The sequence below is a fragment of the Singulisphaera rosea genome (genome assembly GCF_054877945.1).
Map to the genome: position 1 here is coordinate 455,937 of NZ_JBTYIP020000001.1, position 21,713 is coordinate 477,649.

The 21,713-nt window shown below is 65.3% G+C and carries 11 protein-coding genes; 2 read left to right on the forward strand and 9 right to left on the reverse strand.

Features of this window, described 5'->3' with window-relative positions:
- Positions 1-41 precede the first annotated feature (41 nt).
- The 4 genes from ACYOEI_RS01795 to ACYOEI_RS01810 all read right to left on the reverse strand — a co-directional run bounded on the left by ACYOEI_RS01795 (position 42) and on the right by ACYOEI_RS01810 (position 4,812).
- Positions 42-1,367 carry an RsmB/NOP family class I SAM-dependent RNA methyltransferase gene (locus ACYOEI_RS01795; RefSeq protein WP_462847545.1) on the reverse strand — a complete coding sequence of 442 codons (1,326 nt, stop codon included), beginning with the start codon at positions 1,365-1,367 and terminating at the stop codon, positions 42-44.
- 491 nt (positions 1,368-1,858) lie between these two features.
- Positions 1,859-2,263, reverse strand: a complete 405-nt coding sequence (locus tag ACYOEI_RS01800) for a DUF5615 family PIN-like protein (RefSeq protein WP_462847546.1) — start codon at positions 2,261-2,263, stop codon at positions 1,859-1,861.
- A 15-nt stretch (positions 2,264-2,278) separates the two neighbouring features.
- Entirely contained in the window at positions 2,279-2,683 is a 405-nt protein-coding gene (locus ACYOEI_RS01805; protein ID WP_462847547.1) for a DUF433 domain-containing protein, read from the reverse strand.
- A gap of 176 nt (positions 2,684-2,859) precedes the next feature.
- Positions 2,860-4,812 (reverse strand): YgiQ family radical SAM protein, encoded by a 1,953-nt coding sequence (locus tag ACYOEI_RS01810; protein WP_462847863.1) that lies wholly within the window; start codon positions 4,810-4,812, stop codon positions 2,860-2,862.
- 193 nt (positions 4,813-5,005) lie between these two features.
- Between ACYOEI_RS01810 and ACYOEI_RS01815 the strand changes: the two genes are divergently transcribed.
- Positions 5,006-5,563, forward strand: coding sequence for a Uma2 family endonuclease (locus ACYOEI_RS01815; protein WP_462847548.1), 558 nt, complete (start codon positions 5,006-5,008; stop codon positions 5,561-5,563).
- A gap of 19 nt (positions 5,564-5,582) precedes the next feature.
- Here the strand turns inward: ACYOEI_RS01815 and ACYOEI_RS01820 are convergent, their stop codons facing one another.
- Positions 5,583-6,563 carry a glycosyltransferase family 2 protein gene (locus ACYOEI_RS01820; protein WP_462847549.1) on the reverse strand — a complete coding sequence of 327 codons (981 nt, stop codon included), beginning with the start codon at positions 6,561-6,563 and terminating at the stop codon, positions 5,583-5,585.
- A 50-nt stretch (positions 6,564-6,613) separates the two neighbouring features.
- Positions 6,614-6,922 (reverse strand): DUF971 domain-containing protein, encoded by a 309-nt coding sequence (locus tag ACYOEI_RS01825; protein WP_462847551.1) that lies wholly within the window; start codon positions 6,920-6,922, stop codon positions 6,614-6,616.
- A gap of 84 nt (positions 6,923-7,006) precedes the next feature.
- Here ACYOEI_RS01825 and ACYOEI_RS01830 point away from each other — a divergent pair, with 84 nt between their 5' ends.
- The gene (locus tag ACYOEI_RS01830) at positions 7,007-7,249 is read left to right on the forward strand and encodes a hypothetical protein (protein ID WP_462847552.1); all 243 of its coding nucleotides are present in this window, start codon (positions 7,007-7,009) and stop codon (positions 7,247-7,249) included.
- A 108-nt stretch (positions 7,250-7,357) separates the two neighbouring features.
- Here the strand turns inward: ACYOEI_RS01830 and ACYOEI_RS01835 are convergent, their stop codons facing one another.
- From ACYOEI_RS01835 to ACYOEI_RS01845, 3 genes are all read right to left on the reverse strand, one after another.
- Positions 7,358-18,577, reverse strand: coding sequence for a choice-of-anchor Q domain-containing protein (locus ACYOEI_RS01835; protein WP_462847553.1), 11,220 nt, complete (start codon positions 18,575-18,577; stop codon positions 7,358-7,360).
- Positions 18,578-19,656: 1,079 nt separating this feature from the next.
- Positions 19,657-20,298, reverse strand: a complete 642-nt coding sequence (locus ACYOEI_RS01840; RefSeq protein WP_462847554.1) for an HAD family hydrolase — start codon at positions 20,296-20,298, stop codon at positions 19,657-19,659.
- 38 nt (positions 20,299-20,336) lie between these two features.
- Positions 20,337-21,662 carry a heme-binding domain-containing protein gene (locus ACYOEI_RS01845; protein ID WP_462847555.1) on the reverse strand — a complete coding sequence of 442 codons (1,326 nt, stop codon included), beginning with the start codon at positions 21,660-21,662 and terminating at the stop codon, positions 20,337-20,339.
- Positions 21,663-21,713 lie beyond the last annotated feature (51 nt).

The window sequence follows — 21,713 nt, forward strand, 5'->3', positions numbered from 1 at the left end:
GTTGTCGCATCATTACCCCCGAGATCAACCGACCGACTCCGCTACTTCGATCCCGGGTCTCGGATCAGCCGCGCGATGAACATCGCGTCGGTGTCGGAATCCTGCGGCCAAATCAGGACTTTGCCGTCAGTCGATCCTTCCAAGAGTGGGTGTGGGAAGGGATCGAGGTGGAAGTCCGGGTGTGACTCCAGGAACGCACCGACGACCCCGGTGGTCTCGGTCGGGGTCAGGGTGCAGACCGAGTAGACGAGGTTTCCGCCGGGCTTGACGCCCGCGGATGCGGCGTGGAGCAGCTGGGCCTGGATCTCGGCGAGCCGCCGAATCGCCTCGGGCTCGGTCGTCCAGCGTGCGTCGGGATTACGCCGCCAGGTCCCGATCGCGGAGCAGGGGGCGTCGACGAGCACCCCGTCGAAGCTCTTGGGCTTGCCCGCGACGTGACGCCCGTCCCATTCCTTCGTGGTGATGTTCCGGAAGGGACTGCGACGGGCCCGTCGGACGGCTTCCTTGAGCCGGTAGGGATTGGAGTCGGTGGCGACAACCAGTCCCTTGCCGCGCATCAGCGAGGCGAGGTGGAGCGACTTCCCTCCGGCCCCCGCACAGGCATCCCACCAACGCTCGCCCGGATCCGGGTCGCAGGCCAGGCCGACGGCCTGGGAGGCGAGATCCTGAATCTCGAGCTCGCCCCGAGTGAAGGGTCCGAGATGATGGACGTCCGCCTCGGCGTCGATCTTGGCGGCGGTCGTGAGGCGGCGGTGGATCCAGGGGCGTTGCCCCCCTTCGGCCAGCTCGGCCCAGGTCTTCTTCTCGTCGGCCCCTTGGGCGCGGAGCCAAAGCGAAGGACGTGTCTGGAGACTGCGAATGAGCTCGAGGTATTTCGTCTTCGGCGAGGCCCCCCCGGGGGGAAGCGGCAGATGTTCGCGGAGCCAACCGGGGAAGAGCCGCCAGGGATCCGCCGTCACGGGACGGCCATCCATCCAGCGTTTCAAGCCTTCGGCGCGGGCCGTCCAGTTCGGGGCGTCGCCCAGGGCGTTGAGCCGCGCGGGGTCGTGACCGGTGGCCCGGGCCCAGGCCCGGCAGACGGGGTGGACCGTCGGGGCGTCGAGCAGCCAGGAGAGCAGGAGCCGATCCTCCGCCCGAGACAGGCGGAGCGGGTCGACCCACCCTCGCCAACGGAACAGGGCGAAGACGCAGTCGCTGATGAATCGATGATCGGGGGTCGCGAGGTCTCGCCTGGTCCGCAGCACGGTGGCAATCGCGCGGTCGGCTCGCTTCCCCTCCTCGAGCACGGTCCGCTCGACCCGAAGGGCGATCGACACGGCCGTTTCCGCCAGGACGTCGACCGAGGCGACGTGCGTTGCGTCGCGCACGCGGCCTCGATCCTTCGCGGGGGGAACACTCTGTGCCCGCCCGCGAGCCGCCTTTGGCTTCGGGGCTTCCGGCAATCGGACAAGATCGGGCTCGGGTGCGCCCCTCAACCGCCCTCCCGCCGACGGCGGGCGGGTCTTCTTCGGGCCGGGCTTGGATCGGGGAGCGGGTCGGGTCGGACGTCGGGTCATCGGAGGATCATCGATCGTGAAGAGAGGTCGGGGCGGGGAATGTCGGGAGTCACGACGAAGGTTTTAGGGAACCTGAAGACAAATCCCACTCTCGTCGTTCCCATCCGTCGGTTATAGCACGAGCGTCGGTATGCCGCCTTGCGAAACAGGCAACAATCGCCGTCGGTGAGACTGGGAAGGGAGACGTCCCGCGGTTCGCGGCAACTCGATCTCGTGGACATATCACCCCAGACCCAACGCACTATTATCTTGTATTTATACGTAATCACAAGTAACCACCACAGGGTCGACTAGATTGGGACTTAGATGCGAGGCTGATTGCGAACCTCGTGAACGAAGGTTTCGACAAACGGTTCGGCAACGTCTCGCGCAACCCTGGTGGCGTAATTTGCGCTGTTCTCGAACTTGCTCTTGTCGGCCAAACTCAGCACCGGAAGAGGCCTCTCATGCCACGAATCCAGAATCGTCGCATCGAGTGGATTCTCATTTTCGTGGTTTCGGTTATCTGTAAAGAGAACCCAGCCATGTCGCTGACAGTAGTGCCAGAGCGTCCGGTCATCCATACCCGCGTCGAGACCAAGGTCGGGAAAGTTCGCGAGAGAGATCCCCAGTTCCGTCAAGAATTCCAATAGGCCTTGCTTTTCCACAAGCCGTTTCAGATACGTCAAATGTCCCTGGACGTTGACATCGGCCAGCAAGCCTTGCATCCCGTGCCCCTTCACTCAATCCGTTTCTCTTTCCGCCAACCATTCGCGGAAGGTCGGGTACTGGTGGGGACTCGCCCGTCCCTCCATGTCATCGGACGCCGCGGCGTCCCGCTCGTTCAGCCATTCCTTGAACATCTTGAACGTGGACTTCGTCCGCTCGAACTGCTGTTTCACCTCCGGCGGATTACCTGCCGCAATTCTTTCTTCGATCCTGAGATGCTCCGCCAGGACGGTGTCAGGATTACTCAACACATAGGCACGTGCGGCGGCCACTTGTTCGGGCGTCAACTCATAGACGCGGCAGATTTCCATCTCCGTCGCGTTTGGATCCGGGAACGACTGAAGCAGGTTGTAGACCGTGATTCGAGTTCCTGCAATTTCGGGTCCCCGACCACGATCTTGGATAAGAGTTGCCGTCATGATACCCCCCATAGAACAGGGCCGACTCTATTCTTCTCCGATCACGCCTGGCAAGGCCGAGCCATCTTCGCCGGCTTACAGTCGAGGCCCGCCAGCTACAACGGAGGTTTTCTTGCGTTCCTCGTGAAGGATAAGGATGACGACCAAATGGGATCTAGCCTCATCCAGAGGCGACCCTACCGCCCAGTCCTCTTCCCCTGTCGCCTTTGGGCGGACTTCCGGCCGGGACGATAACCACCGTTGGAGGGGCTGGGCGTTCGATCACCCTCAATCTGGTGAACATACTTCCCGTCTCCCAGCGACTGATTCGCTTTTTCGATCCGGGCGCGGAGAGCTTCCTTCGGAGGGTTCGCCGCAATCAGGCAATCGCACCCGGAGCCGATCAGATCCTGACGACCGGCCTTCAGGAGGGCCTCGCGAACCATAAAATAGTTCTCGGGCTTGAAGAACTGCATCAACGCCCGCTGCATCTTCCTGTCGCGTAGCCCCTTGGCGACGTAGACCTCAGCCCCCGTAAAGGGATCGATCCCGGCGTAATACATGCACGTGGCGATGTCGAAAGGTGCGGGGATGAAGTCCTGGACCTGGTCGGGCCGGTAGCCGTTGCGCTTCAGGAAGAGGGCGAGATTGATCATCGCGTCGAGGTCGCTGCCGGGGTGCGACGCGATGAAGTAGGGGACGGTGTACTGGGCCTTGCCCGCGCGATTGCTCGCCTCGCGGAATGACCGATCGAACGACTGGTAGTCGTTGATCTCGGGCTTCTTCATGCGTTGGAGCACTTCGGGGTCGGTGTGCTCCGGGGCGACCTTAAGGTGGCCTCCGACGTGGTGCGCGGCGAGTTCCTCGAGGTATTCCGGGGAGAGTTGCGCGAGGTCCATCCGGACGCCCGAGGCGACATGGACTTTGCGGATGCCCTCGACGGCCCGGCTCTCTCGCATCAAATCGATGAGCGGCCCGTGATCGGTCCCCAGCAGCTTGCAGACCTTGGGATGGACGCACGAGAGACGTTTGCACTTGACCTCGACGTCGGGCCTGGTGCAGCGCATCTGGTACATGTTGGCGGTCGGGCCGCCGATGTCGGAGACGATCCCGGAAAAACCCTTGTCCTTCCCGAGACGACGGAGCTCGCCGAGGACCGACTCCTTGGACCTCGACTGGATGATCCGCCCTTGGTGGGCCGTGATCGAGCAGAAGGTACAGCCACCGAAGCAGCCTCGCATGATCGTGACCGAGTCCTTGACCGCCTCGAAGGCCGGGATCGCCTCCGACTTGTACATCGGGTGAGGCCGTCGAGTGAACGGGAGTCCGTAGACCCGGTCCATGTCGTCCTGGCTGATCGGCAGACACGGCGGGTTGACGACGACGGCCTGGCGGTCGTGGAACTGGACGAGGCGCTTCGCGTTGAGCGGGTTCGTCTCCTGGTGGATCAGGCGCGTCGCCCTGGCAAACTTCGTCTTGTCGGACTTCACGTCCTCAAACGACGGGAGGACGAGCGCATCGGTCGGGGGAGTGTCCTTGGCGCCGAGCGCATAGGCGACGCCTCGCATGTCCCGCAGGTCACGGACGGTCTCGCCGGCAGCGAGTCGTCGCGCGATCTCGACGATCGATTGCTCGCCCATCCCGAACGCGACGAGGTCGGCCTTCGAGTCGAGCAGGATCGAGCGCTTGACGGTGTCGCTCCAGTAGTCGTAGTGGGCGAGCCGGCGGAGGGACGCTTCCACCCCTCCCGCGATCACCGGCACCCCCGGGAAGGCCTCCCGGGCCCGCTGGCAATAGGGCATCGTCGCGCGGTCGGGCCGCAAGCCGATGCGGCCCGCAGGGCTGTAGGCGTCGTCGTTGCGGACCTTTTTATTGGCGGTGTAGTGGTTGATCATGCTGTCCATGTTCCCGGCGCTGATGCCGAAGAACAGGCGAGGCCGGCCGAACTGCCGCCAGGGGTCGGCGCTCCGCCAATCCGGCTGGCTCAGGATCGCCACCCGGAACCCGGCCGCCTCGAGGACCCGGCCGAGGATCCCCATCGCGAACGCGGGGTGATCGACGTAAGCATCCCCCGAGACGAGGACCACATCGACGTAGTCCCACCCCCGACGTTCCATCTCCGCGCAGGACGCCGGCAAGTGCGGCAGCATCAGCGGCACCAACGGCAGGATCGGCAACTGCGTCGGCGCGACGTTGGCCTCGGCCTTGCGCGAAGAGCAGGGGGGTGGGCTTGTCGTTTCGATGCTCATGACGTCGCCGATGGCCTTCCGCGGATGGCAGATCAATCCTCAAACTGCTATTATGGACAGATCCCACGGACGGCTACAAGGGAGGTTCGTACTGATGGCTACCGCGTCCCCGACCCGCCACTTGCCTGAAGACCTCTTGTCGACCGCCGATCGTCCCATGCCCGAGCTTATCGAAGGGCAATTCGTGGAGCGCGAAGCGATGGGACAAAAATCCGACGCGGTCGCCGCGAGAATTCTTATTCTCGTCGGTTATTTCGTGATGGAGCAAGGACTCGGACTGGTCAACGGGGCCCAGGGTAGTTACCAGATCTTCCAGGATGACCCAGACAAGGTCCGGATTCCCGACGTCTCGTTCACGAGCCGAGCACGACTCCCTAAGGGCGGCGAAGCCGACGGGCATGGCCGGGTCGCCCCCGACCTCGCGATCGACGTGATCTCGCCGAACGATAAAGTGGTTGATGTGAGCATCAAAGTCAACGATTTCTTGAACGCGGGCGTCCGACTCGTCTGGGTCGTCAATCCTTATTCGCTCGAGGTTCAAACGCACCACGCGGAGCGAAAAAGCCGGATCCTGCGCAAAGGGGAAATCCTGGAAGGTGAAGACGTCCTCCCCGGCTTCCGATGCCCGATCGATCAACTTTTTGACGTCTGACCGGAGGCATGCGGGACGGTCATCGGTTCGAAAAGACACGCCGCGCCACACCGGGTGCAACAGCCAGGACGGCCATCTGGGGGGCGAGCCGGGGGTCGGACGCGATCGTGGCCAAGATCGCGGGGCGAAGCGTGACGGCACGAAAGAGACACGTCCTGGCCAACGCGGGGTCACCGTTCTTAAGGGCGTCGTAGGATCGATTCAGGAACGCGCGGGCCAACCTCCGATCGGCGGCCTTCCTGAGAAAGTCGCCGTCAGCCCAGGACGCACCCTCTCGGGCGAAAAGTTCATTCACGAGACGGATCGTCTCGTCGAGGTCTTTCGTCCCCGTCTTGAAGCGATGGGTTTCGCTCGAGGAATGCCAGCGAAACGCGACGGTCGAGGCGGACCGCCAGACGATGGGCCACTCCCTCGCGACGCGGAGCCAGAATTCCCAATCGACGACGTACCGATAGGACGGGTCGAATCCGCCGAGCCGTCGATGGGCTTCCTCGGCGATCGTGACGCCCGAGCATCGGAGTGGGTTCGAGCCCGCCAGGAGGGGTAACGCGTCTCCCGCGGGAAACGTACGGTCCGGCCCAAGCCCGCCGCGTTCGATGAGCGAGTCAGGGACCGCCTCTCCGTTCTCGTCGACGATCCGGGCCGAACTCGCGATCAAGCCTGCCTCCGGAACGGCCTTGATCGCATCGAGGTGCGAGGCCAGGTGGCCGGGATCCATCAGGTCATCCTGATGGAAGATCGCGACGAATGGGGTCCGGCTCATCGCGACGCAACGGTTCCAGTTGCCCGCGAGCCCGAGTCGTTCGGGATTCACCACGACGCGGGCCCGGTCCCCGAGCTGCTCCGTCGCGAGCGCGACCGTGTCGTCGTCGGAACGGTCGTCGCAGAGGAGGAGATCGAAGGTCACCCCCTGCTGCGCCTCGATCCCTCGCAAGGCCTCGGCAAGGTGACGTGCGCCGTTGTAGGTCGGGATGGCGACCGTTAGCTTGGGGCGTTCCACGGCGCGCTCGGATTCTCTTCGTTGGGAACCTGATCCGATCGACTCGAGTTTCAACGGGAGTCGGGGGACGCGAGCCGCTTGAGGGCGTCCCACGTGTAGAGGCCCGAGGAATGGCCGTCGTTCCAGCTCAAGCGAACCGCGTAGTTGCCGATGAGCTCCATACCATCGAGGTTCAGGTCCTCGCGGATCGTCGCCGGGTCGAGGATCCGTTCGCCGGTCCACTCGTTCTGGCAGACGGCGCAGGGGCATTCGCCCCGCAGTCGCCGATACGGGAGGCGATCGACGGTGCCGCTCTCCCAGGCGAGCTCGAGGGTCTGGTCGTTCTGATGGGCGCGAATATTGGTGGGCGTGTCGCTCATCGCGGGGCTCGGCTCGGGAGTTCGGTCGGATCCGGTCGTCCGAGCCTAACACACGCAAGGCCGACAGGGGAACGGGGGTGGAGTATGGGTCGATTCTACGTGAGGGCACCGAGCGTCAACGCCGTGCGAAAGGCCCTCGGCCGGGCGCCGGGCGGCGTGCGGGTCGTGGGGAGGTATGACCGCGAGAAGATCGAATGCTCTCACACGATGGATTCGCATAGCTACGAGCGTCACTGGCCGGTCATCATGAGCCGGCTATCGAAGGCGGGGCTCAAGGCGATTGATCCGGGAGGGACGAGCCAGGGAGAACTCAAGGGAGGGGACTGAGGCGAGGAGGGCCCTCCAGGGACCGGTGAGGTCGACTTCGAACGAAGAGCGGGCGGCCCTTTCGGGCCGCCCGCTGGCGATTCATGGGTTGTTACTGACCTCCGACGCTCAGATGAAGCGATGGAGCAGGTGGGAGTTCATCGACGGGTGGGCCTGGGCATGCACCATCGTGGTGTGCATCTTGAACCGGGGCACCCTGACATGGGCCTTGGGACGAGCCACTCGCCGCACCGGGGCCTTGCGGATCACCTTGTGGACCGGGGCGTGCATCAGAGGACGATGACGCAGGCCACGGAAGGCACCGAAGAAGATCGGGGCCGAGACCGGGGCCGGGGCGGCCGGCGGGGTGTTCTGCGTGACCGTGATGGTCGAGGACGGAGTCGGCGTCGGGGTCGGGCTCGGGGTGGGCGTCGGGGTCGGAGTCGGCGTGGGCGTCGGGGTGACGCTCAGCCGGATCGTGTCGGAGTACCCACTCACCTGAGAATTCGTCTGGCTCAGGACCGAGCCGCCGGCGATCGACATGTTCACGACGCCGGACGTCTTGAAGCCTCCCGCGAGGTTGAATCGGACCGTGTGGTTATCGATCCACGTCAGGCTCGTGGCGTGGGCCGGGGAGGCCGAGTTCAGGCCGGTGCCCGAGAGCACCAGGTCGGCCGCGGTGACCGAGTTCCGGTTCACGTTGCCCGAGAAGTCGACGGTGATCGACGTCGGGGCCGTGGTCAGCGTGGCGCCCGCGGCCTGGGCCGCCCCGCCCACGGCGAGGGAGGTGGTGACCACCCGGAAGGAGCCACCGGCGGCGATGCCCGCGGCACCCTTGTACTCGAAGGCTCCGACGTCCGCCGGACCGGTGCCGGGGAAGCCTCGGCCCGGGATCGTGACGCGAGTCCTCGAGAGGAAGTCGGTCGCCGGGGCGGCCGAGTTGTTGCCCGAATCGATCGCCGCGGAGCCCACGGTCAGGTCGAAGTTGGCCTCGTTGTAGAAGACCGCCGGGCCGTCGACGGTCGGCCTCGGGTCGCGAGCGGAGACGAAACCGGGGGAACCGATGAAGTTCCCGAGCGAGTCCGGAGTGCCGGTGAGGGCCGCCGGATTGAAGCCCGAGCCGACGTTGATGGTGTCGTCCGTGTAGTTCGTCTCGCTCGGGCCGTTGCCCGAGAACATGTTGTAGCGCGGGACGATCTTGTTGGCCACCGTGGCCTGGATCGCGGAGCCTGCCCGGGATGTGGACAGGTCGTGGTTCTCCCAGAAGATGTTGTTCTCAGCCTGGGCCAGGAGCGGCGAGGTCGCCAGGGCGTTCACCAGGATGCCGGTCGTGTTCAACGCGATCGTGTTGTTCACGATGTCGATGAGCGACCCCGAGGCGAACGTGGTGCTGCCGAGGTCGTCGACCTGGATACCGATCAGGTTGCCGATCACGCCGTCGTCTTCGATCGTGGGCACCGCCGCGTTGGCGCCCGTGACCTGGACGTCGATGCCGATCCCCGAGTCGATGAAGTAATTCTTGTCGACCAGGACGTCGGAGTCCTGGATCAACATACCCACCGAGGAGGGGTTGATCGGACCCGCGGCGGAGCTGCCGATGAGGGAGTTGGCGATCGTGAACCCGCGGATCTCGGTCGAGAGGCCGGGGACGCTGAAGAGGCCAGTCGCCGTGACGGCCGGAGACCCGGACGACCCGACCGAGGGACGGATGATCGTCGCCTGGGCGTTGCCCGGCACCACGTTCGAGTCGGTGCTGCTCGGGTCGGCGGAGACGACCTGGACGAGCGACTTGAGCGTGATGTTCTCGCTGTAGACGCCCGGGAGCACCGCCACCACGTCACCGGCACCCGCGTCGTTGAGGGCCGCGGTGATCGTCGTGTAGGGGTTGGCCCTCGTGCCGAGGGCGGCCGTGGTGCTGGTCGCGGAGCCCGCCGGGCCGACGAACAGGGTCGCGGCGGTCGTCGGGTTGTTCACCACCACGGTCGTGCTGAAGTCCGAACCGCCACTGCCGGACTGCCCGTCGAGGGGGTTGCCGGCGATGTCGATGATCGGTGTCGCACCCGTCCCCTTGAGGACGATGGAGTAGAGGTTGCTCGCCAGTTGGCCGCCGATCGAGAAGGTGATCTGCTCGGAACCGAACTGGCCGGTCTTCAGCGGGGTCACCGTGACCGAGGTGGAGGCGACCGGCACCGCGACGTCGTCCGCCGTCCCCAGGACACCGTCGGGGCCCGCGCTGGTCACGATCAGAGAGTTCGTGTTCAGGCTGGCCGGGTCGATGTTCTTGTTGGTGACGAAGGTGAACTTGATGTTGCCGGACGAGTCGGGCTGGACCAGCGTCCCGGACGACGGGCTGAAGCTGGAGATTGCAGGCCCGCTCGTGTCGACGATGAAGTTCGCCTGGGCGTTCGGGTCGGTCGGGGTCGACGAGTTGCCGCTGCTGTCGATGATCCGGACGCGGACCTTGGAGTTGCCGGTGACGGTCGTACCGCCCGACCCGATGAGGGCGGAGTTGGCCGGGGAGTTCAGCAGGCCGTTCGCCCCGACGTTGTAGGACGAGTTCGGCAGCGGGCTGGTGTTGGTCACCAGGCCCGTGCCTGCCCCGTCGGTCCCGACGGTGACGGTGAAGGTCCCGTCCGCGTTCGTGAAGGCCGTGCCCGCGTTGGTGCGGTCGAAGACGCCGTTGCCCAGGGTCGAGATGTCGATCACGACCGTCTGGTTGCCGAGCGGGACGATCTGCGGAGCCACGTCCGTGATCGCACCGGTGAAGCTCGGCTGGTTGTTGTACGTGATCTGGTCGATCCGGTTCGTGTCCGAGGTCGGGGCGAGGGAGAGGCTCCCTTGCACGACCGAGGACGCGCTGGTGTTGATCACGAACGTCAGGAAGAAGTTACCGCCCGGCTTTCCGTCGCCCGACGGGAGGGCGAGCTGCGGATTGCTGGGATCGTCGTTGAGAGTGTTGTCGCCGTCGAGGGCGTTCCCCTGCGGGTCCCGGATGACGTTCGCGCCGCTGCCGTTGAGGAAGATGCGGTACTGGTCGGTCGGCAGGACGACTCCCGACGACCCGAGGCTGATCGTCAAGACGTTCGTCGCCGAATTGAAGGAGAGCTTGCCGGTCAGGTCGATGAAGTGGTCGAGAGGGCTGTTGTTGTTCCCGTAGATCCCGTCGCCGCCCGACTCCTCCAGCAACACCGTCTTGCTGTTGATCGTGCTCGGGTCGATCGCGTGGTCGAACTGGAACTGGATGGTCTGCGGCGTTTGGGCACTGCCCGCGATGCCGCCGACGTTGTAGATGTTGAATGCGGTCGTCCCGGTCCCCGAGGAGCTGGGCACGGTCGCGGTGACGGCCGTGACGTGAGGCGGGAAGAACTGCCGGAACTCGTAGGCACCGATGTCGTAGTACGGGTTGCTGCCGAACCCGACGTTCGCGCTCCCCGTGTCGTTCTGCCGGAGGAACCCGAACTGGTCGCTCACGCCGTTCACCGACTTGACGTAGGCGTAGGTCGCGAGGTTGAGGAGGTTATTGGGACCGAGGTTGGTCGACGCCTGCGCCACCGGGGTCCACTGGTCGATGTAGCCTCGCAAGGCGTAGCCCGGCAGGCTCAAGAAGGTCGAGGTGCCATTACCGCCGAAGAATCGGCCGCCGTTGCGGTCGTTCCCGTTCAGAATGCCGCCCGCGATCGAGAGCTGCTGGCTCGTGAGCGGCACCAGGTCGCCGAAGACTGTGGCACCCGAGACGCTGCTCTGGGTCGGGTCGAGGCCCAACTCGCTCCGGGCCGCGTCGATCGCGGGGGAACCGGCCGAGAGTTGGAAGTTGCCGGTCGTCGGGTCGACGAACATCGGGTTGCCGAAGATCGGCTGGGCGTTGTCGAACGGCCCTTGGAGAAATCCGGTGCTATTGACGATCGTCCCGTTGTTGAAGAACAGGCCGTACTGCGACATGCTGCCGTCGATCTGGCCCACGGTCTTGAAGACCGTGTCCGTCCCGGTGCCGTAGTAGATGCTGTCCATCGACACGAAGCTGACGGTCGCCCGTCCGTTCGTCCCGTTGAAGGCGACGGACTGGATGTCGTGGGCGAGTTGCACCTGGTAGAAGGTGTTGTTGAGGACGAGCAACTCCATCGAGTCGGGGTCGCTCGTGTCGGCATCGTTCTGCCCGACGACTCGGACACCCACCGGCATGTTCGAGAGGGTGTCGTTATACATCAGGAGCTCGACGTTCGTCCCGTCGATCGGGGCGCGGACACCGTCGAGGACGAGTTGGAAGCCGGGGTGGCTGAAGACGCCGACCTGCGAGAAGTTGGCCAGGTTCGAGTTCGAGATGGTCAACTGCTTGTTGGTGTTCTGCTGGTAGGCGGCGTTGGACTGGAACGTGCCGCTGACCGGGTCGAACCACTCTTGACCCGACTTGATCGCGTCGTAGAAATCGGTCAGGGCACTGGGATCGGCGGTCGTGGCGGCCGGCAGCGGCGGGACCGAGTCCGCCGTGATCAGGCCGTCCGTCAGGGCGCTACCGCCCTGGACCTCGATCCGGGTGATGTAGCGGATATCCGCGTTGTCGATCTTGCTGCCGTCGCGGATGTCGAAGGCGTTGTAGGTCGTCTGCGAATAGCTGCCGAAGTAGATCACACCGCCGTCGCCCTGGGCCGGGGCGGTCGTGTCTCCGGTGATCGTCTTCGACATGTCGACGCCGCGGACGTTGAGCGGCACGGTGGTGTCGTGGATCGAGGTCAGGACCGCGGGGATGCGGTCCTGGCCGGTCGTCTCGTTGCCGGGGATGCCGAGGATGCGGAGCTCGCTCTTATTGCCCTGGTCGATGATCTGCGACGGGACACCGTCGTTGCCATCGTCCACGCCGAAGAGGAAGCCTGCACCACCGAGCTCGGTGTTGCTTGCCGTGCTGTTGCCGTCGCCCGCGGGGGCGCCGTTGGTCACGTTAAGCAGCTTGACCACGACCGACTCGCCCGGCTTTGGGATCGAGGTGCCGTCGGCCAGGAGCGTATTGGGGAGGGCACTCTGGATCGTCAGCGTGATGAAGGGCTTGGACGAGGCGACCGAGCTGGACGTCGGTGCCGCCCCCACCGTCAGCGGGGCGTTCCTGGGAACGATCGTGCCGTAGAGGATGTACGGCAGGTCGGTCGAAGCCCAGACCGAGTTGACCGAGAGGTTGGTCGCGTCGATAGGCATCGGCCCGGTCAGGACTTCGAGGCCGTTCGCCCCGTTCCGCTGGAGGACGTTGCCGCGGAAGTACGGATCGCCCGAGTTGAGCGGCCGGAGCGGGTCGCCCGCCAGCAGGCCGTTGGGGTCGATCCCCATCGCCGAGTTGGCGTTGTCGAACAGGTTGTTGTTGGTCACCATGACCCTGGTGCCGAGACCGGGCAAGGCGACGATCGACTGATCCTGGGGCAGCTTCGGCAAGAACGCCTGGGTGTCGGTGGTCGCACCACCGTTGAAGCCGCCGGACGAGGTGGTCCCGACGATCTGGCCCGTGGTGTTGTTGACGATCGCGGCCCGGCTGTTCCCGCTCGCCCCGAGGAATGAGAGGACGTTGCGAGTGACGGTACCGCCGACGACGTTGGTCGGCCCGCCGCCGTACTGGAAGGTGGCCGAAGACACCGTCCCGTAGGAGCCCGAATCGTAGGTCACGCTGCCCCAGCGGGCGATGGAGGGCACGTTCCCCGGCGTCGGCTGGTTGGCACCATTGCTGTTGGTGGCGTCGTTCGCCGCTACGATGGTGTTCGTCTTGCCGGTCGTCGGGTTGGTGTAGGTCGTGCTCGACGTGTTGTCGTACAGCGAGGTGAAGAGCACCTGGGCGACGTCGGTCGAGTTCGCCTTGAAGTTGACGTTGGGAGTCCCGTCGGCGTTGACCGGGGCGTAGTCCGAGACCGGCAACGAGGGGAGGCCCGGCGTGTTCGCCGTGTTCGACATCGTCGCTCCGGCCTGCCAGCCCTGGATGTAGGTCTGGGGGCCGATGATCAGGCTCGAGCCGTCGGTGACGACCTCGATCCCCGCACCACGCTGCGACTTGATCATCCGGCCCGGCAGGATGCTGAGCCGGTTCATCACGCCGAAGATCGAGCCGAGCGGGAGTTGGCTACCGTTGTTGTCGACCTGGAGCTGCGTCCCGACATTGATGAGTGAGGTCAAGATATAGGGAAGAGTCGCGTCGAACACATAGTTCTGGACGCCTCCCATCTTGACCGGGTTGTTGGGATAGACGATCGCGTCGGAGGCCTGGGCCACGCCCGAGGCGTCGGGACGGACCCAGACGCCGTTCAGGCTGTTCTGGCTGACCGTGTCGTCGCGGATCAGCGGACCCCGGGCGGTGTCGTCGGCGCGGAACGAGTCGAGGTCGGCGGAGATCGCGGCCTGCGCCGAGCTGCCCGCGCTGCCGGTGAAGCTGATGTTGGTGTTGGTGATGACCGGCCGGCTGTTGGCCAGCATCACCGCGTCGAAGTGGACCGTCGGGTTGTTGGAGATCGCCCCGCCGGCGTACCGGATGTTGGCGTAGTTGAGGATCGTCAGGGCGTCCTGGGCCCCGGAGACCGCCGCCGCGCCGTTCACGCCCTTCAAGAGTCCGTCGACGGGGAAGGTCGTGAAGCCTCGGAGGTGGTTCGCCGAACCCTTGTCGTCGAAGTTGGTGATCTTGATGCCGCCCCAGTCGCCCGACTTCACCGGAGTGCCGGTCGTGGTCGAGCCGAGAGGCAGGGTGTCGTTCAGCGAGGTGAAGGTCACCTGCTGGTTCGGGTTCGCCCCGCCCAGGAGCTGCAGCGAGCTGCCCTGGTTCTGGACGTAGAGCGTGGCGTTCTGGAGCTTGACCGTCGTCCCGGCGGTCATGACCAGCATCGTGTCGAACGGCACCGATGCGCTACCGTCGTTGTAGCTGTTCGACCCGGCCGGAGCCTGGAGGACGTAGGTCGCCTGCTGGGACGCCCCGGTGATCGGGTTGCGCTGGAGGATGCCGGGCAGGGCGATGATGACCACGGGGCTGTTGTCCCGGGCCGTCAGTGCCTGGGCGGCGTAGAAGGCCGACCGCTCGAACTTCCCGTCGCCGTTGCGGTCGTAGTTCGCGTTGAAGGTCGTGTAGTTCGAGATGTCGTTCGGCCCGCCGAACGGGTCGGTCGGGTTGGTCGCGGTCTTGATCGACTCGGGGGCGAAGGTGGCGAACGGCGAGTCGACTGTCCCTTGCGCGGGGTTGGACAGCGTGTCGATGGCGTCGGGCCGGGTGTAGATGACGTCGCCCTGCTTGGCGACGACGAACCCGGTCATGAAGGCACCGCCGGGGGTGCCGTCGCCCGAGAGGCCCGCCCGTTCGTCGCCGGTGTCGAGCTCGTCCTGATAGGAGCCGTTGGCGGTCAAGGTCCCGAGGAACTCGCCGTCGAGCTGGTTGCCGTAGATGTCGGTGACCGTGCTCGCGCCGGCGTTCGGGAGGTAGAGCCGGTAGTTGTCGGCCGCCAGGTCGCTCGCCAGCGTGACGAGCAACTGGTTGGGGTTGATGAGCTTGACCGTCACACCCTGGAGGACGGTGAAGCCGGTGCCGGTGCTCCCGAGACCCGCGACGCCGAGGGTCCCGAAGTCACCGTCAGCCGTGCCGTTCGCCGAGTCTCGCGAGGCGATGACCTGGACCGAGTTGTTGTTGATCGAGGCCGGGTTCAGCGGGTTCGAGAAGCTGAGCAGGAACGACTTCGGCGGAGCATTGATGTACGCCGACTCGGCCGAGGTGGGGTTGATCTCATAATAGGACCTGGGCCCGCCGACGACCGCGGAGTTCGCCGTCGTCCCGGACAGGGCCTGCATCCCCGTGATGTAGACCGCCTGGGTCTGCACGCTGAAGGTGATCTTGAAGTCCGGCGACTGCGTCGCGTTCGTGTTGTTGAGCGCGTTGCCGGCCGCGTCGAGGATCCCGGTGTGGGTCGCGTCCTTCGTATGCGCGGTGAGGGTGTACGTCCCGGCGGGAAGGCCCGAGGCGAACGTCAGGAGGATCTGGCCGAGGTAGCTGTCGATCGGCAGGTTGTTCTGGGCGAGCAGGTCGTAGTTCGTCGTGTCGGCGAAGGTCGCACTGAGGAGGAACGAGCTCTCGTCCGTCTGCGTGGTGGTGTTGAAGAGGGAGTAGTTGGCGACGTTGGTCGCCGTGGCCGGGTCGAGGGGCCCGAGGTGGAGGCTGTTGGGGGTCGCGTGGCCGCCCGTCGAGGGGCTGCTGAGGTCCTGGACGTTCAGGACGATCGTCTGCAACGGGCCCGTGATGACCGAACCCGCGATGGGCAGGTCGGTGGTCCCGCCGTTCGCCATCGCCCCGAGGATTCGAGGGGCGCTCGTATCCACGCGGAAGGAGAAGGTCTGGGTGGCGGAGACGCCGGTCCCGCCGCTCGTCCCGGCCAGGCCGGTCACCGTCACGGTGACCGAGTAGTAACCCTGGGCGAGCGAAATCGGGGTCTGGAAGGTGAACGAGCCGTTGATGTCGGTCTTCGTCGTGACCGTCGCCCCGGTCGAGTCATTGAAGACGGCCTTGACCGTCAGTCCCGCCACGGCGCCCGGGAAGCTGGAAACGACCTGGCCGACGAACGAAGGCTGCGTGACCTTGGTGTTCGCGTCGCCAGCGAGCTCGGTGTCGGAGGTCGGCTGGAGCGTCAGCGTCGTGATGATCGGGGCGCCAAGCGTCTGGACGCCGAGATCCTGGACGAACTGCAAGCCGGCCGTCGTGCCGTTGGTCGGCGAGCCGGACGGGAAGACTCCGCTCGAGAACGACCCGTTGAGGGTGTTGCCGACCATGTCCGACGCACCCGTCCTCACCACGATCTCGTAGTGGTCGGTCGGGAGCGACGTCTGGGCGATCGCGGAGAGGTCGAGGGTGGCGGTGTTGGTCGTCGGGTCGTAGTTGATCTTGAAGTTCGGGTCGTTGCTCACGACCACCTGGCTCGACGTGCCGAACGGCGTGTTCGCACCGCCGGCGCGGATCACCTGGAGGTTCGCCGCGGTGATCGTCGACTCCCGCATCGGCTCATTGAACTGGATCGTGATCGTCCGGCCGGTGATGGTCGTGTTCGCGATCCGAGGCGCGGTGGTATCGCTAAGAGTGAAGCTGATCGGATTCGACGGGGTGAGCTGCTGGCCCGCCTGAGCGGTGATCGCCCCCTGGATCTTGTAGGTGTAGCTGCCGTTGGCCAGCGTGCCGGCCGAGGAGTTGATCGAGATCGGGAACGAGACGACCGTCGGGAAGGTCGGGTCATCGACGCCGATCGGGGCTCCGGCCGAGGTCACCGTCACGCCGGTGGGCAGGTTGGTGAAGACGAGGTCGGCCGCGGTGATCGAGGAGAGGACGACGGGCTTGCTGAACGTCACCGTGATGACGCCCGGTCCCTGGGTGATCGTCGAGCCGGCGGACGGCGTGGTGGTGACGACGCTCAGCGCGTTCAGCGACGCGAGGGCCTTGACGGCATTGATCATGCCGTAACCGCCCTGGGGATTCCACGAGTTCGTGCCGGCGCCGTTGAGTGGCGTGGCCGAGGCGATGAGGGCGTTGCGGATGTCGGTCGGCGTGGCGGCGGGATTCTTCTGGAGGATCAACGAGGCCACGGCCGCGGCGTTCGGGGCGGCCGAGGAGGTCCCGAAGAAGCTGGGGAGGTTCTGGGACAGGTTGGTGGACGTGGCGGGCTGACCGGGGAAAGGAGGCTGCGAAGTGCTGACCACTTCGCCGAAGAACGAGGTGTTGCCGCCGTCCGGGGCCGAGATGACCGGCGTCTGCCGCGACTGGGCCTGGGGCAGCTTATTGCCGAGAGAGTCGTATTCGATGAACGCGGGACCGAACGAGCTGTACGGCTCCGAGGCGAGGGGCGAGCTCGGCGTGGCCGTCGGGCTGGTGGCCCACCAGGGGACCGCACCGACGCCGATCGCGTCGTTCGAAGTCGGGTGTCCGTAGGTCGTCGGGTAGGTCGTCCCCCCCGCGCTGCCGTACGTCTGGGAGACCGAGGCGAGGACGTTGTCGCCCCACTGGATGAACTGGACGTGGCCCGGGGCCGACCCCGAGGCCACCTTGATGACGACCTGGTACGTCGTGTTCGGAGACAGGGCCGACAGGTCGACGAACTGGTACGGCGTCTGGGTCGCGACGTTGTTCGAGACGCCCGAGGCGACGGTTTTGCCGCTGGCGTCGAGGATGTAGATATCAACCTCCGAGGTCACGCCCGAAGTCGTGTACCACGGCTGGTCGAACTGCATCGTGATGCCGGTGCCGGGGGAGATCGCGAAAGGGCCGGTCGTGATCGCGAGCGAGGTCGCGACGCCACCGGAGTTCGGGTTGAAGTTCATGTACGTGCCGGATCCGAGCGACCCGACCGAGGCACTGACGGCGCGGAACTGCGACTGGTAGCCCAGGTTCCCGGCGTTCCCCGCGGCGCTGAAGTACGTGACCCCGTACTGTTTGGTCACGTCGGTGACGGCCTGGGAAACGATCCCGTCCTGGAACATCGGCTCCGTCAGGTAGCCCACGTCGTCGACGATGATCTTGGAATTCGCCTGGGAGGCGAGGGCGCGGATGTTGTTGGCGAAGTCGAGCTCACCACCGGAGCCGTAAGCGGTCGCGAAGGCGAGGTTGGCACCCGGAGCGATGTCGTAGATGTTCTCGAGCATCGCCCGCCCTTCGTCGGTGCCGTCGGTAGGCCCGTCCTGAAGGACCTTGACACCCGAGGGGAGGTCGCCCGAGGCCACCGACTGGGCGAGCCCCGTCCCGTTGTTGAGCTGGCTCACGCTGTCGGAAAGGACGCCGATGTTGACCCCGGCCCCGTTGACGCCGAACTGGGAGACCGCCGTGTCGGCCTTGATCGTCGTCGCGGCCTCGTTGTTGGCGACCCCCTTATAGTTGACCGACGGGGTGTAGACCGGGTTGAGGCCGACCGTCTGGGTCGCCTGTGCGACGTTCACCATCGCATTGATGGGCAGCCAACCCTCGGCGATCTGGCGGTTGGAGTCGGCCGCGGTGACCTGCATGCCGGCCGACTTGAGGGTGCTGAGGAACGTGGTGAAGTTCCCGTAGCCCTGGACGTCGACCCCGACGAAGTTCCCCTGGAACCGGATGCCCGGATACTTCGCCGCCACCTTGGAGCCGTCGCCGCTCGCGGCCTGGAACGCCTGATAAACGTTGATCAGGTCCTGGCCGGCATTCGCCAGCGGACCGTTCCTCACGTCGGAGACATTCAGATTCGTCGCGTGCCAGACGGGGGTATCCCCGGCGGTCGCGTTCAGGAGGGTCCGCTCTTCGAGCGCCTCGAAATTGAGGATTTCTCGCTCGCGACGGCTATGGCCCGGTCGGCGGCGATCAGGCCCTTGATTGCGGCTGTTCTTATCTCGGCTGTCCATCGACAAGCTCTCCGGAAAGCTTTCGGAGCCCCCCTCCCCGCAGTGCGCTCGCCGGAAAGGCGGCGACTCGACCCGAGGAAAGAACTCCAGATGATCAAGGTGATTCGACCTGTTTCTCGTTCAGGATCCGTCCCGGTGGAGATCGACGCCCCTCGCGACCGGCTTGGTCGCGTTCGCCCGCCTCTCCAAGGCAAGTCGCCGTCTAGCAACCCATCGACAAATGCAAATAATCTGAGACAGTGAGTCGCGGCCTTCCGCCCCAATCCCATGGGAGGGCCAGGGGGCCAATCCCCTTAGAAGCCTACCACGCCTGAGTGATTGGCTACATGCACGCAGTCAATCATCCACCGCGGTGATTGGGATGTCAAGAAGTTGGGGGAAAGAATTCGAAAGGTGTGGGTTCTGAGGGGTCGAGCAGGCGAATTCTGGCGCCCGCGATAGACACGGGCGACCGATCACTACGAGTGTGGACTCTGCCAATGGGAAGTCAAACAGGGCGTCGGAGGGGGCGCCATTTTTCTTAACATCGAGGTTGGGTCGCATCATGGCTCGTGCGTCACATCAAGGGTGCTCAGATCGCTCGGACGAGCCCATGCCGGTCTCGTCCGCGCGAGTTCCACGTACTCGAATCGACTTCGATCGGCCCCGGGTCGCCGTCGACGAGGGGGCGAGGCTCCGCCTGGAGCGGGCGAGGTGGACGCTGTTGCAGGCCCCAGGAGACCCTCGAGTCGCAACGCTAACGAGGGCAGACGACATGACCCTTCCGAGGCGCGCACCGCGTCTGTCCCCGGACAAAACACCGGGGCTCAGCGCCCTTGGCGCCCGAAACGGGCACACCGACTCCCGCCTTGGCGTTTCCGACCCTCGGGCGGCCTGGACACCGCCGATCCGTTGCAACCAGGCCCGACGCGCACGATGAGGATGGGGGAATCCCTTCCTAACGGCATCAATCGTTACAGATTCTTGATCATTAGAACCCGGCGCCGCTCCATTTGCAACGGACTATGTCCATCGGTTTGGCTATCGCCTCCGTCGATGGGAACCCAACCGTCGCGTCGTGGACTGATTACGTCGCGATCTCAGTTTTGGATCGGTGGGATTTCGACGCCGAGTCCGAGGAGCTCGGAGCGGAGAGTGGGGACGTCGCGAAACAGGAGGGATGAGAGACCGGCCGCCCGCGCCCCCTCGACATTCTCGGCCAGGTCGTCGATGAACACGCACGATCCGGGTTCGGTGCCCGCAGACTCGGCGCACGCGTGATAGAATGACGCCGACGGCTTGATGTGACCAATCTCGTACGAGAGGACCAAATGGTCGAAGTGCGCCAGAGTCGGGGCGAACTGGCTCCGGAACCGCGCCGCATGGAGATCGTTGGTATTCGAACCGAGGATCAGGGTATATCCTCGAGCCTTGAGCTCGCCCACGAGTTGGGCAACGGGTTCGTTGAGCTCGAAGATATCAGCCCAGGCTGACGCGAACTCCTCGTGCGGGATTTCCAGACTCGCGAGCGCGCAGACCTCCTTCGAAAACGCCCTCGAATCGATCCGGCCCGATTCATATTGCTGGACCAGTTCCGAAAAACCGACTCCTCGCACGCGCGTCAGGAATTCGTCGCCCGAGATCCCGAGGTGCCGACCGTAGACGTCGCACGCCTTGCGGTAATCGAAGAACGCGACCACATTGCCGAAGTCGAAGATCAGTGCCGGGGTGCGCGTCGCCATCGGGAAGTCTCTCAGGTGTGATCGAGTGGAGGGGCGCGTCAGGGGGCAGGGGGGGTGGCGGTTGAAGAACCAACACCCGCGAGGAAAGAGAGGACGTCGCGAACACCGTCTTCGCCGAGTACCCCGGCCAAACCGACGGGCATGATCGAGGTCGAGCTCGGGCGAAGCTCCTCGACCTGGATCCTCGGGATCGAAGTCGCCTTGGCGTCTGTGTCGGTGACGACCAACGTCTCAGCCCCATCGGCGCGGACGACGCCCACGACGACCCGACCATCTTTCGCCGCGACCGTGTAGGCGACGTAGTTCGGATGGATCGAGGCGCTGGGGTCGGCCAGGGCACGGTAGATTTCGGTCAGGGGCCGGCCTCGCATCTCGGCGAGGTCGGGACCGACGATCCCGCCGCGGCCGCCGACCTTGTGGCATTGCGAGCACTTCGCCTTGTCGCTGAAGAACGTCGCCTCGCCACGCGCCGGGTTGCCTCCCGTCAGCGCGAAGGGAGGAGGTGCCGCGGCGGCCTCTCGAGCCGGAGGTGCCGGGGCCCATGGGACGAGTTGTCGGAGGCCCTCGAGCGGCCGATCCGTCTCGTTCTCGACCCGATAGGTCACCTTCAGAGTAGGAGGCGGGGACCCCGCCTCAGTGCGCAGAGTCACGGTCAGGTCGATCGGGTCGCCGGTCGACTCGACCGTGAAGGTCGCGACTTTTCCCCCCTCGGTTTGCGCCTCCTCGCCACCGAGCAACGCCCCGATCGGCCCGTTCGCGGAGAGCCGAAGGACAACCTTGCCCACCGGGAGGGTCAACAGGGTATTCAGTGTCAATCGACCGGGCTTCGCCAATTCGGCGAACGCGGCGACGTGCCCGGCGGATCCTCTTGTCAATGATCGGCTTGCGTCGAGATCGAGCTCGGGAAGCCAGATCGTCGAGCTAGGCATGGCGCCTTCGGTGCCGTCATCGATCGAAGCCTCGACCCCACTCAGGTCGTAGCGTTGCGAGGGTCGAGCCCCAGCTCCACTCGTCCTGGAGGGAACACCCCCCGAAATCACTTGGGCGGGCAGGTCGAGTTCGTACGTCCCCACGCGCGTGTGAGGATCGGTGAACAGGCGGAGAGTTTTTCCGCCGTCGATCCGGCCGACCGCGGCGATCCGGACAGTACCCCTAGAGGAGGAAGTCCCTGCCGGTTGGCCGGACGCCTCCGAGCTCTCTCCTACGAGGCGGATCAGTCTCCCGACGAGTGAGTTCGCTCGGGACTCATCAAGTGGCGAATCGAGGGCAAGCCGCGCCTCCAGCGGTCCGACGGGCCAGGCGACGACGACCTTCGGCTCGGCCCGGGCTTCCCCCGAGGCAACGACGGCCGCGACGATCGCCACGAGGCGAATTCCTCGCAAGGACCGTCCGACGCGGCCAGAATTGCGATGGAA

What these genes read in the sequence shown, in the direction of transcription:
- ACYOEI_RS01800 (WP_462847546.1), bottom strand. Translation starts at nt 2,263, where the DNA reads ATGCAAGGCTTGCTGGCCGATGTCAACGTCCAGGGACATTTGACGTAT.
- ACYOEI_RS01805 (WP_462847547.1), bottom strand. Translation starts at nt 2,683, where the DNA reads ATGACGGCAACTCTTATCCAAGATCGTGGTCGGGGACCCGAAATTGCA.
- ACYOEI_RS01810 (WP_462847863.1), bottom strand. Translation starts at nt 4,812, where the DNA reads ATGCTGCCGCACTTGCCGGCGTCCTGCGCGGAGATGGAACGTCGGGGG.
- ACYOEI_RS01815 (WP_462847548.1), top strand. Translation starts at nt 5,006, where the DNA reads ATGGCTACCGCGTCCCCGACCCGCCACTTGCCTGAAGACCTCTTGTCG.
- ACYOEI_RS01825 (WP_462847551.1), bottom strand. Translation starts at nt 6,922, where the DNA reads ATGAGCGACACGCCCACCAATATTCGCGCCCATCAGAACGACCAGACC.
- ACYOEI_RS01830 (WP_462847552.1), top strand. Translation starts at nt 7,007, where the DNA reads ATGGGTCGATTCTACGTGAGGGCACCGAGCGTCAACGCCGTGCGAAAG.
- ACYOEI_RS01835 (WP_462847553.1), bottom strand. Translation starts at nt 18,577, where the DNA reads ATGGACAGCCGAGATAAGAACAGCCGCAATCAAGGGCCTGATCGCCGC.
- ACYOEI_RS01840 (WP_462847554.1), bottom strand. Translation starts at nt 20,298, where the DNA reads ATGGCGACGCGCACCCCGGCACTGATCTTCGACTTCGGCAATGTGGTC.